Genomic DNA, 16,969 nt, shown 5'->3' with positions numbered 1-16,969 from the left:
CAATTTTAGTATTGAAGCATTTTATTGTATTATATTAACATTATGCCGTAAATGTGCTTTAAAAGGATTTATTTGCCTTTCGATTTTACCGCCTGGATACGTAAATAAGTTCAAACTAATTTTCGGTCCAAAAAACTTAACCAAATAATTATGAGAATTTATAACACCTCTAGCGGGATTATTATCAACCATAATAACCAATATTTTTTAACGGAAGAGAAAAGCTGGGATAGGTTTGTGAACAGAAGCAATCTCTTTAAAGTGGTCAGCAGTGAATTGCAATACCTCCAACCTGACGAAGATTTACAAGCGCTCACTGATTCAGCTGTTTTAACACCCATCGGTAGCCAGGAAGTATGGGCATCCGGCGTAACTTATTTCCGTAGCAGGGAAGCCAGAATAGAGGAATCAAAAGAAGCAAAAGGCGGGGATTTTTATGCCAGGGTATATGATGCAGATCGACCGGAACTTTTTTTTAAGTCACCAGCTTACCGTACAGTGGGCTCTGGAGAAAACATACGGATCAGGACAGATTCTAAATGGAACGTACCTGAACCGGAACTGACCTTATTTATTTGCTCAGCAGGCACTATAGAAGGTTATACCATAGGCAATGATGTATCTTCGAGGGACATCGAAGGCGAAAATCCGCTTTATCTGCCGCAGGCAAAATCATATAACGGGGCTACCGCTTTAGGTCCCTGCCTTTTAGTAACAAACGGGCCAATAGATCCGGATACGAATATCAGCATCGAAATCTCAAGGGATTCTGCTGTTCTTTTTAAGGAGAAAATATCCATTAATCAAATGAAACGTAAGCACAAGGACTTAGTAGCTTATTTGTTTCGGGAATTGGATTTCCCTCATGGAACTTATTTAATGACAGGTACAGGAATCATCCCCGCCGATGATTTTACTTTACACAGCGGCGATATTGTAAAAATAACCATTCCGGAGATTGGTTCACTGATCAATACCGTTGCATGATAAACATTGGCAAACAAATGATAGGTTCCTAAACCTATGCCGGAGCGAGTGAAACGATTTTTCAATCAATACGTCCACTAGCGAGAAATCTAAATAAGGAAGTAAAAAATAGCGCAACATAGTATATTCTGGAATATGAAATCATATAGAAGTTCGACCTGGTTTGGCAAAAAAGATAAGATGGGCCTCATTTATCGCAGCTGGATGAAAAACCAGGGCATGCCCGAAGACATGTTTGATGGCAGACCGGTAATCGGGATTTGTAATACGTGGTCTGAACTTACACCCTGCAATGCCCACTTGCGTGATATTGCCGAAAGTGTTCGTCGCGGGGTATTAGAGGCTGGTGGCTTTCCGCTGGAATTTCCCATCATGTCATTGGGTGAAACGCTCATGAAACCCACCGCCATGTTGTTCCGTAACCTGGCCAGTATGGATGCAGAGGAATCAATAAGAGGCAACCCTATTGATGGTGTAGTGCTGCTTACGGGCTGCGATAAAACGACACCTTCTACCCTAATGGGAGCGGCAAGTGTAGATTTACCAACGATTGTGGTTCCCGGCGGCCCCATGTTAAACGGAAAATATCACGGACATGACATCGGCTCAGGAACAAGTGTCTGGAAGCTGACAGAGGAATTAAAGAAAGGCGAAATTACTTACGATGAATATGCTGAAGTAGAAAGTTGCATGTCCCGTAGTCCTGGCCATTGTATGACCATGGGAACGGCCTCCACGATGGCCTGCATGGTTGAAGCCTTAGGCATGAGCCTTTCGGGTGGTGCGGCTATACCTGCAGTTGATTCCCGGCGAAAAAGGCTTGCTCAGCTATCCGGAAGGAGAATAGTTGAAATGGTTAAAGAAGACTTGAAAATTTCTAAAATACTCACACGGGATGCTTTTGAAAATGCCATTAAGGTAAATGCAGCTGTGGGGGGGTCCTCAAACTTTATTATTCACCTCACCGCTATTGCAGGGCGTATGGGTGTAGCGCTGAACTTAGATGATTTTGATGATATTGGCAGTAAAATGCCGCTGCTCGTAAATCTGATGCCTTCAGGGAAATTTTTGATGGAGGATTTTTACTATGCTGGTGGTGTACCTGCTGTTATAAAACAAATGCAGTCTGTTTTAAAAATGGATACCCTAACGGTAAGCGGGAAAACGCATGCCGAGAACATTGCTGATAAAGGAATAAATTACAATAAGGAAGTGATTTATGAATTTGAGCAGCCGATCATTCAGGAAGCCGGAATTACCGTACTCAAAGGTAATCTTGCAGTTAACGGCGCGGTGATCAAGCCATCCGCAGCTACGCCAGCTTTGATGCAGCATCGAGGTCGGGCAGTTGTGTTTAAAGACATTGAGGATTACCATGCGAGAGTAGATGACCCTGATTTGGATATCGATGAAACTTGTGTAATGGTCTTGAAAACGGTCGGTCCGGTCGGCTATCCGGGTATGCCTGAGGTGGGTAACATGACATTACCAAAAAAGCTACTTGATAAAGGCGTAACAGATATGGTAAGGATATCGGATGGCAGGATGAGTGGTACGGCATATGGTACAGTTGTGCTGCATGTATCGCCTGAGTCTGCTATTGGTGGAAACTTAGCGCTTGTAGAAAACGGAGACATCATTGAGCTGGATGTAGCCAATAAACGTATCCACCTTGAAGTGAGTGATGAAGTGTTAGCCCTGAGGCGAAGCAATTGGGTACAGCCACCTTCTGATGCAACACGTGGCTATGTAAATTTATACGTCAAACATGTTCAGCAGGCAGATAAAGGTGCTGATCTGGACTTTTTAGTAGGCGGCTCAGGTTCAGCCGTAACCAGAGACTCCCATTAAAGCAGAAACATGGATGTACTCATTCTTTTTGGCTGTATAGCAATACTTGTACTATTAATTGCCTGGGCAAAGGTGAATACCTTTCTTGCATTTTTAATCGTATCGGTAATGGCAGCTTTATTATTGGGTATGCCCGCTTCCAGTATTCCACAAACTGTTAATAAAGGATTAGGAGAGACATTAGGATCGCTGGCAATCATCATCGTTTTGGGTGCCATGCTCGGAAAACTCGTTGCGTCCAGTGGTGCTGCTCAAAAAATAGCTTCGGTATTAAAAAAAACATTTGGCTATAAATACATCACCTGGGCCATGTCTTTAACCGGTTTTATAGTGGGCATTCCATTATTTTACAATGTTGGGTTTGTATTGCTTATTCCAATTATTTTTTCGGTAGCGTATAACTACAGGTTACCCCTGGTATATGTTGGCTTGCCAATGCTCGCATCGCTGTCCGTAATGCATGGTTTTTTACCACCTCATCCATCGCCCATGGCTTTAGTGACGCAATTTAATGCAGATTTGGTTAAAACCTTTGTTTATGGTTTAATCGTGGCCATACCTGCTATACTTATTGCAGGCCCTCTTTTCGCAAGAATATTAATAAATATGCAATCCAGCCCAACAGTTACCTTGCAGGCCGATGAACTGCCCGATAATGAATTGCCGGGGATAACAAATAGTGTGGTTTCCGCATTGTTGCCTGTACTGATCATTTTGGGTACCACGCTGATAACCAGGATATGTAGTGACCATATGGTTGTTGTAAATTTTGCCGGATTTATCGGTGATCCAACGATTGCCATGATATTAACCATTTGCATTGCAACTTTTACACTTGGGATCAGGTCAGGTAAAAAGCTGATTGACATTATGGTCATTTATGTTGATGCAACAAAAGATATCGCGATGATCCTTTTAATAATCGGTAGCGCAGGCATTTTGAAACAAGTATTTGTAGAAACCGGCGTGAGCAACAGCCTTGCTGCAATTTTGCAAGGGCTGACCTTACCACCTTTAGTATTGGCCTGGTTAATCACGGCTGTGCTAAGACTTTGCCTGGGTTCAGCTACCGTAGCCGGCCTCACCGCTGCCGGCATTGTGTTTCCGCTTATCGGGCCTCATGGTGCCGATCCAAATTTAATGGTGCTCGCGGTTGGCTCAGGAAGCCTGTTTTGTTCTCACGTAAATGACTCCTCTTTTTGGTTATTCAAAGAGTATTTAGGATTATCTATCAAACAAACGTTTTTGTCCTGGTCGCTGATGGAAACGCTGGTTTCAGTTATCGGACTTATTGGGATACTGATTTTGAACCAGGTACTGTTTAAATAGATAATGGCCATAACATTTAATAGATATCCCTCTGTGCGTTAGCATTAATCACAGCACCTCTATGGATATAAGCATAAATTGGGCCTATAAACCAAAATAAAAGCGGGTTGCAGCCCCTTTTCATTAGCTAATTCGTTGCCCTTCGTGAAAATCTATTGACAAACATTTCAACGCCACCAAGAATCATTCAAGACTTGGTACACTCAAAAGATTCCATGTCATCAATATCAGTTTTAGTTGCATGATTATATGTACAATTAAAAATTTGAGAATCTTTCCTCCTGAAAATTTTCGTTTCAATCTACGCTGCCTAAAATTGATTTTGAGAGAAAAAATGACGCTATGGCTTTTTTTACAATATTTAGAAACATTTTTCCTCGAAACAAAAAAAAGTTTCAGGAAAAAATGTTTCAGGATTTCGAAACAAATTTTCCCGAAACAAAAAAATGTTTCGAACTTTTTTGTTTAGAAAATGGTATGTCTTCAAGACATGTTTTAAGCAAAATGAGAGAATAGGGTAGCAACCTGGCCTGGAACAAATGACATTGTTCATTCTGAATCAGGTGTGTAATGAAACACGACGAATTAAAATAAAAAAGTAAACATGGCTGAAGAGCTTATTCTGGGCTTAGTTAAGCGGATGGAAGTCATTGAAAGCGAACTGCCAGAGATTTTAAGTTGTTTTTAGAACAAAATAAAGAGACCTTAGCTAACATCTCTGGCCAGATAGAAAATCCAGCAAGCGTTATGGCAACCAGAAGATCAGCCAACAGATCGATCAGGTTAAAGACCTCGTGGGCACCATGCCTATGGTCATCACCGTAAAAAACGAACATCACCACCATTTCGGGGCATGGTCAAAAACCTCATCATTGGTTTAGTAGCCTGTTTCCTAATCACAACCTCATTGACAGGAACAGCTTTGTACCTGAAATAAATTCACTAAATATAAGTGAACTTATTATATTTGCAATTATTATAAAATAACTATGTGGAAAAAATCTCATTCTATCGTAACCAAGGAAGTTACAAAAGAACAAATGTGGAAACTTTTTGCTGACGTGAACAATTGGCACATTTGGGATAACGGAATTGAATTTGCTAAAATGGAAGGCAAATTTGAAAAAGGAAACCATTTTATCTTGAGGCCAAAAGGCGGGCCGAGTGTAAAAGTAAAACTACTTGAAACCACGGAAAACAAGCATTTTCTTGATGTTACACATTTTCCGCTGGCCAAAATGTTTGATGACCACCTATTTGAAGAAACTGCAGATGGATTAAGAATAACCAATACAATAACGGTTAAAGGTTTTTTGGGCTTCCTTTGGATAAAAATAGTTGCTCAGAAAATTGTTGATGGATTGCCAAATGACATGCAAGATCAAATTAAAGCTGCTTCAAAATTATGAACACGACAAAATACTGGATAGCAGCCATTTCAAAAGAACACGCGCAAAGTGGTGTAAACGGTAACTTTATTCAAGTTTGTCATGGTAAGCAAACACCCCTAAAACAAATGAAAAAAGGTGATTATCTGATTATTTACTCTTCAAAAATTACAATGGAAGGAAATGAAAAGCTACAAGCTTTTACTGCTGTTGGACAAGTGGCTGATGATGAAATATATCAATTTCAAATGACGGAGAATTTTAAACCCTTCCGGCGAAATATTGAATTTCTAAAATCAGTGGAATGTTTGATTGCACCATTAATCAATGACCTTGAATTTATACTAAACAAAAAGAAATGGGGTTATCCTTTTCGCTTTGGCTTCCTCGAAATCAAAGAAAATGATTTCCATTTGATTACTTCTAAAATGCTACAACATGAACCCATCGGACAACACATTTAGTTTTGATAAACCAGAAGAAAGTACCGGCTTTTTGTTATGGCAGGTTACTAATTTATGGCAGCGAGAGATAAAAAAAGCACTGGTGCCATACGATATTACCCATTCGCAGTTTGTACTTATGGCCAGCATACATTGGCTAACTCTAGAAAAAAAGGAAGTGACGCAAATTATGTTATCCATGCATACTAAAATAGATCCTATGACTACCTCGACTGTACTGAGAACGTTGCTACAAAAGAATATGGTAAGTAGACAGGAACACCAGACTGATACAAGGGCAAAAACTGTATCATTGACAGAAAATGGAAAAAAGATAATTAAGGAAGCTGTTGTTACAGTTGAACAGTTTGATCATAATTTCTTTTCCGCCCTTGAAAAAAAATTGCAAGGATTTAATCAGAACCTATTGAAACTACTTACTGTAAAGTAAATAAAAAGGTCACCAGAGTCAGGATTTTGAATTATTAACTGTTTTTCTAGTCTCCGATTATAATCATCACAACACTACCTAAATTAGGATAAAAATAATTTGCCATTCAATAAATCATGAATGGCAAACTAAAACCGAGTTAAGAAGCTTTTAAAACATACGTGCTTAATGAAATGCAAGTTTCTGAAATCGATCTTTTGGACGAACAACAAAACCTCATGGAGATTTGCTTCGACATGAAGAAAATAACCTCGGTTGCTAGCCCAGCATATAAAGATGATACTAATAAATTTGCTAAAAAACAGGAACAGAACCAATATAATTTCAATCAGCTTTTTGAGCTATGACAAAAGGCGCTTCCTTTACTTTCAGTAAGGTTGTGCACACACTACAGTTATACATATGGAATGCGTAATGTAAAAGGCAAGCCAAGAAGATCGTATATGACGCCATGCGCCTTTAATAATGAAACACCAGAAATCTGTTTTCTATGGAAAGACATGGGTGATTATTATAAACTGGAACTTCGATTAATGCTTCAAGGAAAAATACATCCGCTACAATATTACTTCAATACCGCTTTCTTTGCTATGCTAAGCTATAGCCCGAGAAAATATGTGCTGTTGAACTCTCTTAATGATAGCCAACTGGTCAGTTATTTTCAGCAAAGCCAATTTCAGCTCTTAGTACTAAAGAAACACTATGAACGTGATTTTAAAGAATTTGTTGATCGGTTAAGGATGGGATATAGGTTTATTAATAAATAAAGATCAAGAAAAGATTAAAACTCGAAATCATTGCTCATATTCATAGGATTTAGAGGTATGGTTATTGTAGAAATAATTCTTTATTTTTGTGTTAACACCCAATATCATATCCATGCACATAGAGACACGTAAATTACATCTGATAGAAGAAATGCTCAAAGTAAAGAGTGAAGCTACTTTATCTGCTTTGGAGAAGCTATTAAAGAATACCAATAATAAAACAGTTAAGAAAACACCAAGCTTAAAAGATTTTTCTGGAATCTGGTCTAAGGACGAGGCGGAAGAAATGGAACGTATAATTTCAGAATCCTGTGAAACAATCCACCCAGATGACTGGAAGTAATCTATTAGACACCAATATCGTTATTGAGTTGTTTAAAGGCAATCCAACAATTACAGAGTTTCTTGAAACATTAGAGGAGGAAATAAACATTCCTTTTGCTGTATTAGGAGAACTATATCTGGGTGCTTACAGATCAGCTAACCCAAAAAAGCACATTAAACAGATCAACTCTTTTCTAGAAAGGTGTAATGTTCTTATTGCTGTATTAGGATAACTATATCTGGGTGCTTACAGATCAGCTAACCCAAAAAAGCACATTAAACAGATCAACTCTTTTCTAGAAAGGTGTAATGTTCTTATTGCTGATGATGAAACAGCAAATCACTATGCCTTAATCAAAACTGCCTTGTTGCAAAAAGGTAAGCCAATACCGGAGAATGACATGTGGATAGCCGCTGTATCAAAGCAATTTGACCTAACGTTACACACCAAGGATAAGCATTTTAAGGAAATAGACGACCTCAATTTACAGAACTGGTAATTACTGAATATCCGCTTTTAGCTCTTCCTTTAGCAAATTTAAGTATGTTGAATTTCGCACTTCAGCACCCTTGCTATAATTAATCTGCTAAAAACATCTTCCTTTGAATAAAAATTACCATAAGATGGCTTCAAGGCATTAATAGCTGTGTTCATATTCGTCAACGGATTTCCTTTTATATATTTGTATTTCACTTTCTGTTTATCTGCACCGTATACCATTACAGGCATAATAATGATAATTTTTTGATCAGATTTATTGAAAAGTTCAATAAAGTTAGTCTTTTTTAATTCAGGATATTTTGGAAAAAGTTTATAAGCAAGTGAATCAGCCGCTCTGTTTTTTGTTACAAGTGTTTCACTACCTTTTCTAATCACTTCTATCCTAAAATTTGTAGCATAAATAGTTACGCTGTCATTTAATAATCTTGAACACAAATTATCGCTTTGTGTAAAAATTTTATTGAAACTTTTCTCAAAAGAGATAATTTTTTGGGGCTGAGGTCTTTATGCTCTCTTTTTTTGTTTGTGAAATCGCCATATCTGTATATAGTAAACTTATAGACAGAAGAATGATAAGAAAATTAAGACCTGTTTTCATAATATTTTTTAAGGACATTTTGTGCCCGGTATCCAGGTTTAGTGGTATCTCTTTCCTGGTCATTGATTTTAGATTCTTCAGGTAGATTTTTAATTATTCCTGTCTTAGCAAGTATCCACGCACAATCTTTATTAAAATTTAGATTAAATTATCAAAAAAAGGGACATGTTTTTTGCAAAAAAAATACATGAACTTTGTGCTAAAAATTTCTCTTAATCCGCTAAGACCATATTAATATAACTTTAAAGTGGTTGAATATTTAGTGCTCTAAAATTATAAAAATGCCTAGTTTTCATCCCCCATACATACTATTCAATAGCAAGGGGTAATGTTGCTACTTTTATCCATTTATTGTTTTCATATTTATAGAAAGCTATTATCCTATTTGCAATTACTCCTTCTCCAAGTGCATTTGAAAAAAAGTCATAATAAATAGCACAAGCCCTATTTTCTGCTTCGTTTAAAATGAATGGAGTAAATCCCATGCGTAATCCAGAATGCTCTGAAAGATTAACGCCTTTACTTTTTAATTTTTTTTTAACCTCTAGTTTATCAAAACGCTGGTGTTGAAGATTTTTAGGTCTTATTAGATAGCTTTTAACAAATAGCCATTCTGTACTATCTGAAAGTTGGTTTAATCCCCCATCCCTAAGAAAACTTGGTAAGTATTGCATTCCCTCATTAGAAAAGCGAGGAATGCAGATTGTTAAACCATTCTTTTCGACATTATCTTTTCTATTTGCTAAGTTATAAAGTACTTCAGTAAATAAAGAAGTAACCTTTACAGGAATTGCATTTTGTCTGGATACTTCTTGTTGAGCTTTGCAGCCGTAATTAATAAAAAAAATAAAATACAAAATTAGAGATTTCATTAGCATCCTTTTTTATTTGTTCCTGATTGATTATTTGCTTCACGAGCGCCATTAGCTTTTGCTCTAGCAGCATTCGGGGCTTTGATTTTACTTTGAGACATTGACAAATTTCTCCATATTATATCTTTGCAATAAGTTGCGAGGTCAATGCTCGAATCGGGTGAACTAAGAATACCACGTTCGATCGCATACGCCTGTAGGAGGGAACCCATTGAATTCACATAAGTAGAAGCCATTTGTTCATGCTGGGCAACATCATATTGTTCAGTAATAGGATAACTCTGATCATCATAAAGGTATTGATTCATATCTTGAAAAAAGAATTTTTCACTACCTGTGGTATGTTTGATTCCATATATGAAATATGAGTGCATGAGCTCGTGTATCATTGTTGCAGCGACCCCCAAGTCTGTAGCATCATTTAAAACATTAGAATTTAAGGTAATATTACCAGTTATAGGGCTAGTTGAGCCATTCGTGATTGTCAAAACATCATTACCGGAGGCGTCAATACCAGTAGTGTTTGGTATTACGGCCTCAGAAATTGTTATATTATAACTACTACTTGCATATAATTGGCCAATTGCAACCGAAGACACAACATTAGTCATTCCTGCAATATCTCCAATACAACTGAACATATTACTAGCCTTACTTTCTATCATAGAAGAGATATTTTTAACACAATCCCTAGCATTATTAGCTATAGTTACCTTTTTACCTGTCCCTGAACCACCGCCCCCACCAGGACCATCTCCTCGTGGTGGTAAACCTCCACCGCCACTACCTCCACCTCCAGTGCCACCACCGCCTCCACCTCCACCGCCTTGACAAGTGGTAACTGTGTGGGTTTCACACACCATATAACCCTCAACGCCAACACATTGTGTAACGCCTATAGTCTTGCAATCAAAATATCCTTCAGTAGTCGCTGCTCCATTAGAAATCGTTTTGTTTGACTGAGCGACTTCTTGTCCTTTAGAAACTTGTATAAAGCTTGAAAAAGGAGAATACCAATTTTCCAGGAGGAGTAGTCCACTAAATTTTTGTGTAATATTCCATCCGCTTGAATCGTCTGGAATCATACTAACCATTTCAGTTAGCTTTGGTGTAAACCCATTTCCATAATCAATCATTCGAAGAAATAAATTGTCGGTAAGACGAGTTCCCGCTAAATCTCCTTTCGCTACATTTAAGGTAACAGGTATTTTTACAGGTATGAATACAAAAACAGTGTCTCCACTAATTTTTGTATATGCCTTGCTCCATAAAAGCGTACGATGATTAAGTAAACTGTCTGATAACAAAGATTTTCCGGTAAGTTGAACCCGATTGTCTACTGATTGGTTTATAAACGCATCTTTAGCTCGAACGATAGCCGCTGTAGAGGTTTCACTAAGTTCTTTTTGAAGGTTTTCATAGTCGGTACTAGTGTCTTTTTTACATGAATAAATAGTAACGGCTACGAACATTATGAATAATAGTAAGTAGACTTTGGCTCGTAAAAGGTTTCTCATATGGGAAGTAATTTTCTTGCAACTTAAGAATAAAATTTAAAAGATAATACATTCATATGTGATAATTATACTACATTAATGTAATAGATATTGAAATGCTGGATTTTTCGGAACAAAGCATACAGAGAAATGGTAAGTATGATATCGAGTGGATAAACCAGATTAGATTGACCCCGTCCCACTAGAAATGAACTTGTTGCAATTTATTGCTTGTCTTTATGATAGTATTTTGGCGAAAAGGGGTTAAATGAATTGGTTTTTTCAGCTATATTATTAATCAAAAACCATAAATAGAATTTACTTGAATAATGCCTGTAAACTGGCCGCCCCGCATTTGCGGCCTGCGGAACGGCCTCCGCTCTTGGCTGTTGCTGTTCCCGCTTTTGGCATATACGGAGAAGACAGTAACAGAAAACTACAGTTCGTCGGGTTTGAACCCAATTCGTGTCCTTTTCGGCGCTGGCTGTTCTTGCTTCTCCAACAGTTCGTCTAGGTAGCGAAAACTATTCCCATGTTTTTGTCTTGGTTATCCAATTTCCCTTTAATCTTTTCGATTTCAAGCCTGATCTCTCGCATTCTGGTAAAAATGCGGATAATCTGGATGTTTACCTCAATAGCCCTTGTACTGTTTAGCATGCTGGAAAGCATTGCCACACCCTGTTCGGTAAAGGCCATGATATTATATTTCGAGTGCGCCCCATGTCTTAAGGTGCCAAATTGGCTCCTTAAGATTTTCTGTTCCTCCATATTTAACTCAAACAGGAAATCTTCGGGAAAACGTTCTGCATTCCTTTTTACCTGCCGCTTTAGCTGTTTGGTTTCCACTCCGTATAACTCCGCCAGATCGGAATCCAGCATCACTTTATGTCCTCTTATCATGTAAATCTAGTTCATAACCAGTTCATCAGAAATTTTGATCTTTGTTTCCATCTTATTATCGAGTATTTAAAACAGTCGGCAGATGAGCTGCCGACCGGATCGGATTAAATTGAAGCGAATATTTGTCTTAAAGGTGCCATGTCGCTGCTTACCTTTTCATCCAGCATTTTTGCATAGAGTTGGGTGGTGCGTATATTGGTATGCCCCATCATTTTAGATACGCTTTCAATAGTTACACCGTTCAGCAGGGTAACAGTAGTGGCAAAAGTGCGCTTGGCAATCCGGTTGCCCAATGTTTTGACGATGCCCGACAGGGCGGCAATCTCCACCAGATACTCGTTCATTTTTTGATTGCTGGAAATCGGCAGCGCCCTGTTCTGATTGACACAGAAAGGGTGATCTTTATACCTTTCCAGAATATCAGCGGCTATTGGGATAAGCGGGACTGCTACAGGCGTACCTGTTTTTTTGCGATAGCTGAACAGCCACTTTTCCCCGTCAATTCCTATACGTATGTCAGTTTGTTTGAGTTTTTGTATATCGGCATAGGACAGCCCCGTATAACAGCTAAACAGGAAGAAGTCCCGAACTTGCGTAAGCCTTGAAGTGCTGTATTTTTTGCCCGCAATGTTTTGCAGTTCATCCGCAGTAAGGTATTCCCTTTGTACGAGTTTTGATTTCAGCTTATAACCAAAGAAGGGATCAGTGATGATCCATTTGTTTCTAAGACATATACGGACAATCTTTCCCAGATTTTTAAGGTGCTTACTGGCGGTATTGGTATCATTATCCTTTGAGGTGTGCAGATAGAAATCAAAACCGTCAATAAACTCATGGTCTATATGGCGGATGTTGAGGTCACTTGTTTGATATTTGAATAAAATATATTCTTTAACGTGCTTTTCCAGTACCTTAAATCGCCTCAAAGTGCCTTCCGCATAATCTTCCTTTTCTACATGTGCAGCCATGTTTGTATTATGGATTTTAATGGCCTCCATAATGGTATGTGTTTTTTCTGCCTTGCCCAGATACTTGCATTTGACGCCTTCAGCGGATATCTCTGCATCTTCTACGCATAAGGCAGTATGGGCAGCAGTAACGCCCGCTTTCATTTTGTCGAGATAGGAATTTAAAGTTTTGGCATCTTCTTTTGTGCCGATCATGTGACCCGCTTTGGTATTCCACAATTCCGGCTCACATTTTCTACTGGCGGACATTTCCACAGGTTTTCCGTCAACGGTAATCCTTAGATAAACAGGAACAGCACCTTTAAGATAGTTTTTTGGTTTCTTCAGGTAGAAGAGTAGACTGAAATTAGTTTTCATAATCGACTGATTTAAAGTTAACAAAGTTAGCCTTGCAGTCTAATCGTATCAAGTCGTTCAATGATTGAACTTTCTGTAAGTCAGCAACTTACATCATTTCCAGTGAGTATGCCAATCTGTAAAACTACTCACCGAATCACTCACTTTTTTTATGCGATTTATTGCATATTTTGGTGTTTCCGGTAAAACAAAAAAAGCTTGCAATCATTTGATTTGCAAGCTTTTACGTAGTTTTGATACTATTTTCTGTGATCCCGCTGGGATTTACACCTAGTGTAAAAATCAACGTTTGCAATATTTTAGAGTGGTTTTGAAATTCGAACTCCCCGAATAACGCACCTTTTTTTTAATAGAGAATAGCTGCAAATGCTATTAAATAAATATAAGGTTTTTTCTTGAATAATCAAATGTTAAGTATTCCACAACGAAGGAATATCCAATCGACACATAGGATTTCTATATCGTATATCTCGATAGAAGCACTGTTATTTTATTTTTGCTCTATTTCAATTTAATTTTTTTCGCAACAGGGTCGTATTCGTAATTCACAATATTTTCATTTAAAATCAATTGAATTGTTTCTTCTATTACGTCAAATGGAACTACAAACCATTCCCTAGGATTCAGCCTTTGACCTTTTTCATTAAACAAGTCAATGTCTAAACAGGCATTTGCGAAAAATCTATGTAGAAGACTTTCTAATTTGTCGGCATTTCTGTTGTACACTTTATATGTCGCAACTTTTTGAACGTCTGCAAATAAATATGTCGCTTCGTATCGAGCATTTTTTATTCTTTCATCTACTGAACTACTTGCAAATCCAACTTTATGCAAGTCTTTAATATTCACTATTTGCGAGTTGGTTGATTTCGATTTCAATACATAAATCCAACCTGAATGAATATCTTCTTGCTTTACAACTCCCGTATTGACAAACAAGTCTTGTTCAATTTTTTCATAAGTATTAGTAATAAGTTTTCCATTTTTTTGGATTTGTTTACCTAACGAACGATAAAACATATTACTGTAAGTCCCATTTTCAAAAATTGTTCTTGTGCGTCCTTCAGTTCGCACTCTGTTTCCTGAAACTAATTCTTTTTCTGCTGTCTTCAAATTCGCAGACTCCAAGTACAGAAGGATTCCATCCATTAAATAAAAGTCTCCTACGTGTAGGTTTTTTTCAATATTTGTAAAGGGCAAAATTTTTCTTCTTCCCTCTTTAATTTCTTTATGAACTTTTTGAAACATTGCTTCATATTTCTCAAACTCTTTTTCTTTAATAGGCTTCCTTTGTGCAACAAAATCAGCATCCGCTCTATCTTCTGGTTTTGGCGTATGTGTGAATTTAAAAATATCTAAATCTTTATCCGAATCTAACAAGCCCAACTCATCCTCTTCATTAAAAATATCTTCAATTGTTTGCCTTTCCATTTCAACATAGCCTAACAGGTTATACCTGTCAAAAGGTTTTAAGATTTTCTTTTGCGCTTCGTTTTCTCTAAAGTTTTTCAATTTTGCCAACAAGCCATATTCAGACATACTTGATTTATTTGGTTCTCTTTGGTTCTTATCAAAAAAGGCATTTATTTCTCCAAAGGAATCAATTAGTCTTTCTTCATCTGTTTTTACAGCCGAGGTTTTGAGTTTTGAATCTAATAATCCAAAGTCGTCATCATCAAAAATATCTTCTATTGTTAGTTTTTTCTTAGCCATTTGCAAGTGCTTTTTTTCGTTTCAGCTCTCTTAAAAACACTAATGCTTCTGCCATTCTTTTTTCTTTATGGTCAAATGCTTGAATGTTGGGCTGTTCTCCATTGTTGTTTTTTACCCATTCTTTGATTTTTGGCCATAACAAAATCGCTTCATCGTCGGTCATTTCAAACTTGGTAGATTGAATATGCTCGTCAATTAGTTTTAAAACTTGTGTTGTTACCGATTTTGATAATATCTCAAATGCTTTTTGAAAAGGATTTATTTGGTCTATCAAGTCTATATGAATATCATCGATATTTACAAAACTACCTGCCATTCTAATAAATTTCTTATCGCCTTGTTCCTCAATAGTGCTGTTTTTTAATACTGAATCAACCACTACATATTGCCTCACTGCTTCAACATCTTCATCACTTAAATCAGGATAGATTTCTCGTATGATTTTTGGAATTAGAACAGTATTAATAACTTCAGGCTCAACATTACCTGGCATTGCTTTAAGCATTTGAGGGTTTTGCAATAACTTTGCCTTCAAATCATTTATGTCCGTATCAATGATGTCTTTGGCTCGTTGAGAAGTTGGAAGTTTAAATCCTCTTATTTTAATGGTGGTTTCATCATCCGTATCGTCTTCATCATCTTCATCCTTTTTTAGATTAAATTTGAAGTTTGGTGCTAATACTTGTTCCATTAGCAAAGATGCGGTAATGGCTTTTAACATATTGTTTACCGAAAGTTTGACATCATCATCTTGTGCGTCAGGTTGAGCAATAAGATTGGTAAATTGAGCGTGAGATTTGTTGTTACTATCTCTCGTAGCTCTACCAATAATCTGAATAATTTCTGTAAGTGAGCCTCTATAACCTATGGTTAAAGCGTGTTGGCAATAAGGCCAATCAAAGCCTTCTTTTGCCATTCCTAAAGCAATAACAATATCAATATCATCAGTCGATTTTACTTCACGTAAATATCCACTTATTTTATCCCTTGATTTTGGATTGTCTTGAACTAAGTCTGCAACTTTTAAAATATTGCCTGTTTTGTGACTTTTTATGTGTATAACTCCCGTGATTTCGTCTTGATATTCTATTGTTCCCAAAACATCAATAATGTGGTCAACTTCATCGTGTTTAAGCTTTGAAGATTCAGCAGAGTTTACACTTGGTATATGAATAATTGTTTTTTGATTCTCATCTAATATTTCTGCTAAAGCAGAAATTCCTGTTTCAGGATTTTTTTTAAAATACCTGCCTGTATAAAAGTGATAGCCAATACCTAATGATTTTAAAAACTCATAACCGTTTAATTGTTGGTAGTAAGTGTAGGTTACTTTCGTAAATTTTGCTTCATCTTCTGGCATTAAAACTGGTACACTATCGCCTCTAAAGTATGAGCCTGTCATAGCCACTATATGAGCACTTGAATTTGCCATAATGCTTTTTAACACTTGCCCTAAAATGTTGTCGCCTTCGGCCGATACGTGATGAAATTCATCAATAGTGACCAAAGTATCATCTAATTTTTTTACGTCTAAACCATCGAAGGCAAAACGCAACGTAGCGTGTGTGCAAATCAATATTTGTTCTTCAGAATCTAAAAAGTTTAAGAAAGCTGTTACTTTACTTTTTTCTTCTCCTGGTGTACAGAGATTGTATTTTGGATTTGGATTCCAATCGGAAAAAAAGCCGTATTTTTTTAGTTCTGTTGTGCCAAAAGATGCTCCAATAGACTTTTCTGGAACTGCAACAATTACTTTTTTTATGCCCTGATGTTGCAATTTATCTAAAGCAATAAACATTAAAGCCCTCGATTTACCTGATGCTGGAGGTGCTTTTAGTAATAAATATTGTGCAGTTCTACCTTCATACGCTTTCTCCTGCATCTCTCGCATACCAAACGCATTGGTACTTTTACTTTTTCCTGTTTGGTCGTATGTTACGTGTACTAAATTTGGCATTGGTTATTTCTTTATTTTTTTGATAATCGTCAATATTTGTTTGAGAAAGTCTTTTTCGGCTTTTTA

The 16,969-nt window shown here is 37.1% G+C and carries 15 protein-coding genes and 1 pseudogene; 9 read left to right on the top strand and 7 right to left on the bottom strand.

Going from position 1 to position 16,969, the window contains the following annotated elements:
- The first annotated feature begins 150 nt into the window (after nt 1–150).
- From OQ267_RS15695 to OQ267_RS22580, 9 genes and pseudogenes are all read left to right on the top strand, one after another.
- Complete coding sequence (locus OQ267_RS15695) at nt 151–987, top strand: fumarylacetoacetate hydrolase family protein (RefSeq protein WP_265836769.1); 837 nt, start codon at nt 151–153, stop codon at nt 985–987.
- A gap of 135 nt (nt 988–1,122) precedes the next feature.
- Nucleotides 1,123–2,838 (top strand): IlvD/Edd family dehydratase, encoded by a 1,716-nt coding sequence (locus OQ267_RS15690; protein WP_265836767.1) that lies wholly within the window; start codon nt 1,123–1,125, stop codon nt 2,836–2,838.
- 9 nt (nt 2,839–2,847) lie between these two features.
- On the top strand, nt 2,848–4,167 hold the full coding sequence (locus tag OQ267_RS15685) for a gluconate:H+ symporter (RefSeq protein WP_265836765.1): 1,320 nt from the start codon (nt 2,848–2,850) through the stop codon (nt 4,165–4,167).
- Between the two features lie 989 nt (nt 4,168–5,156).
- Nucleotides 5,157–5,576, top strand: coding sequence for an SRPBCC family protein (locus OQ267_RS15680; protein ID WP_265836763.1), 420 nt, complete (start codon nt 5,157–5,159; stop codon nt 5,574–5,576).
- Nucleotides 5,573–6,019: an EVE domain-containing protein gene (locus tag OQ267_RS15675; RefSeq protein ID WP_265836762.1), complete on the top strand. Its 447-nt coding sequence runs from the start codon at nt 5,573–5,575 to the stop codon at nt 6,017–6,019. Before OQ267_RS15680 ends, OQ267_RS15675 begins: the two co-directional genes overlap by 4 nt.
- Complete coding sequence (locus OQ267_RS15670; RefSeq protein WP_265836760.1) at nt 5,994–6,449, top strand: MarR family winged helix-turn-helix transcriptional regulator; 456 nt, start codon at nt 5,994–5,996, stop codon at nt 6,447–6,449. Before OQ267_RS15675 ends, OQ267_RS15670 begins: the two co-directional genes overlap by 26 nt.
- Before the next feature lie 407 nt (nt 6,450–6,856).
- Nucleotides 6,857–7,216 (top strand): hypothetical protein, encoded by a 360-nt coding sequence (locus OQ267_RS15665; RefSeq protein ID WP_265818226.1) that lies wholly within the window; start codon nt 6,857–6,859, stop codon nt 7,214–7,216.
- A 112-nt stretch (nt 7,217–7,328) separates the two neighbouring features.
- On the top strand, nt 7,329–7,559 hold the full coding sequence (locus OQ267_RS15660) for a hypothetical protein (protein ID WP_265818227.1): 231 nt from the start codon (nt 7,329–7,331) through the stop codon (nt 7,557–7,559).
- Nucleotides 7,546–8,040, top strand: a pseudogene (locus OQ267_RS22580) (type II toxin-antitoxin system VapC family toxin). The gene OQ267_RS15660 and the pseudogene OQ267_RS22580 overlap by 14 nt, the downstream one beginning before the upstream one ends.
- Nucleotides 8,041–8,078: 38 nt before the next feature.
- Here the strand turns inward: OQ267_RS22580 and OQ267_RS15645 are convergent.
- The 7 genes from OQ267_RS15645 to OQ267_RS15615 form a co-directional block, all read right to left on the bottom strand.
- Entirely contained in the window at nt 8,079–8,477 is a 399-nt protein-coding gene (locus tag OQ267_RS15645) for a hypothetical protein (protein ID WP_265818229.1), read from the bottom strand.
- 471 nt (nt 8,478–8,948) lie between these two features.
- Nucleotides 8,949–9,512 (bottom strand): hypothetical protein, encoded by a 564-nt coding sequence (locus OQ267_RS15640; RefSeq protein ID WP_265818230.1) that lies wholly within the window; start codon nt 9,510–9,512, stop codon nt 8,949–8,951.
- Nucleotides 9,512–10,984, bottom strand: coding sequence for a hypothetical protein (locus OQ267_RS15635; protein WP_265818231.1), 1,473 nt, complete (start codon nt 10,982–10,984; stop codon nt 9,512–9,514). The genes OQ267_RS15640 and OQ267_RS15635 overlap by 1 nt, the downstream gene beginning before the upstream one ends.
- 534 nt (nt 10,985–11,518) lie before the next feature.
- Nucleotides 11,519–11,908 carry an ORF6N domain-containing protein gene (locus OQ267_RS15630; protein WP_265818232.1) on the bottom strand — a complete coding sequence of 130 codons (390 nt, stop codon included), beginning with the start codon at nt 11,906–11,908 and terminating at the stop codon, nt 11,519–11,521.
- A gap of 104 nt (nt 11,909–12,012) precedes the next feature.
- On the bottom strand, nt 12,013–13,233 hold the full coding sequence (locus OQ267_RS15625; protein ID WP_265818233.1) for a site-specific integrase: 1,221 nt from the start codon (nt 13,231–13,233) through the stop codon (nt 12,013–12,015).
- Between the two features lie 501 nt (nt 13,234–13,734).
- Nucleotides 13,735–14,946 carry a GIY-YIG nuclease family protein gene (locus OQ267_RS15620; RefSeq protein ID WP_265836756.1) on the bottom strand — a complete coding sequence of 404 codons (1,212 nt, stop codon included), beginning with the start codon at nt 14,944–14,946 and terminating at the stop codon, nt 13,735–13,737.
- Entirely contained in the window at nt 14,939–16,903 is a 1,965-nt protein-coding gene (locus OQ267_RS15615; protein ID WP_265836754.1) for a DEAD/DEAH box helicase, read from the bottom strand. The genes OQ267_RS15620 and OQ267_RS15615 overlap by 8 nt, the downstream gene beginning before the upstream one ends.
- Nucleotides 16,904–16,969: the final 66 nt, after the last annotated feature.

The sequence above is a fragment of the Pedobacter sp. MR22-3 genome (assembly GCF_026240075.1).
GTDB lineage: Bacteria > Bacteroidota > Bacteroidia > Sphingobacteriales > Sphingobacteriaceae > Pedobacter.
Note: the sequence above shows the minus strand (reverse complement) of the source record. Positions and strands in the feature narration are given on the sequence as shown.